The organism is Parabacteroides sp. PH5-46, from assembly GCF_029892785.1.
In the GTDB taxonomy this organism is placed as follows: Bacteria; Bacteroidota; Bacteroidia; order Bacteroidales; family Tannerellaceae; genus DFXE01.
Window position 1 is genome coordinate 1 of sequence record NZ_JARXXA010000039.1, and the last position, 1439, is coordinate 1439.

General features: G+C 38.9%; 1 protein-coding gene. It reads right to left on the reverse strand.

Annotation, left to right across the window (positions count from 1 at the left end; genetic code table 11):
- Nucleotides 1–10 precede the first annotated feature (10 nt).
- Nucleotides 11–1324, reverse strand: a complete 1314-nt coding sequence (locus tag M2470_RS18425; protein ID WP_163320335.1) for an IS5 family transposase — start codon at nt 1322–1324, stop codon at nt 11–13.
- Nucleotides 1325–1439: the final 115 nt, after the last annotated feature.

Genomic DNA, 1439 nt, shown 5'->3' on the forward strand with positions numbered 1-1439 from the left:
TAGTCACCCCTTAAAAAGCGGCTTTAAGTTTTTCACTTAATAAAATTGTCTGTATCCGTAAAATGATATAGGCAATTTTTTGTTTGTATTTATTCATTACCCTTTTGAAGTTGAATGCTGCCGCTGCCAACATGACGTTAATGGCATCACCAAAGTCTCCCTTGTAGAAGTTTCTCGATAATCTATGGTCTGTTTTCAAATGTCCTATTATTGGTTCTATAGCAGCTCTTCGCTTATGCGCTTTTCTTCGTTTTTGTTGTTGGTATTGATACAGTTTCTTAGAGAAAGGTTTAGGGATCAGTATTTGAGTTTCTTCTATTTGCGATCGTCCTTTGTATCCTCTATCCGCATATAGGTTTTTAGGACGTTTCCCCTTCAATCTTTCGTATTGCTCAAGAGCTTTATCCAAGGTATGTCCGTCATATTCATTGCCAAATGCCAAAGCTCCGACTATCACTCCGGTTGTCTGCGTATAAAGGATAGAGACCTTGTTGCCAAATTCATACTTCTTATGTTCTTTGCCTTTTGAAATACAGTGAACCTGAGGTTCGTGAAGACTGTAGATTTTATGCTTGCTGTTCCTTTGTTGCTTTAAAACCTGGCTGAACAATGCTAATGATTGTCTGTGTGGATGAGATGCGGGTAATTTGCGCTCGAGTTCCCGAACCAGTCGACCGGCAATAGTCTTTACTTTACGGTTGGCCTTGGCGGCTTTCTTTCTATTCTTCGGATGCGAACCAAAACGTTGATCGGGAAGCAGTCTCTTTAAGGTATGTGTATAGCTCTGGCGAAGTTCAATACCTTCTGTTTTAGCTATACCTTTACATTGGGAGATAATCTTACGATGCAACTTGTTATCGGTGGGATAGGTTATGTTCTTTTCCTGGACAGTCGTATCGGCTGAGATTGAACCTTCATCGCCATCCTTACCGTTGATGCGAATACTTTCTTTGAGAATCAACTCAACACCGGATTCCCCTATCCGATGACGAAAGTGTACTAGTTCTGATGATGCACAAGGATATTTGGGAACAAACTCCAGCTCTCCGCAAAAGTATTGGTAGTAGTTGTTTTCACTCCATTGTTCAACAACCGATTCATCCGAGAGGTTTCTAACATGTTTTAGTATCAGCAGACCAACCATCAACCGAATCGGTTTTGCCGGAGCCCCATTGTCTTGACTATAAAGAGAACTAAACTCACGATCAAACATAGCCCAATCTACTCTGTTTGCCAAAATATAAAGCGGATGACGTTGGTCTAAACTATCTTCCAATGAGAAGAACATACTTCTCTGAGAATCTTTTTTCGAAGGTAATAACATAAAATATCTGCAAGAATTATCAGATAAAGATACTAATTCTTGCAGATATAAACAAGAAATAATCAAACTAATATATTGTCAATCAAATAAATGAAATGCTTTTAAGGATAGACTA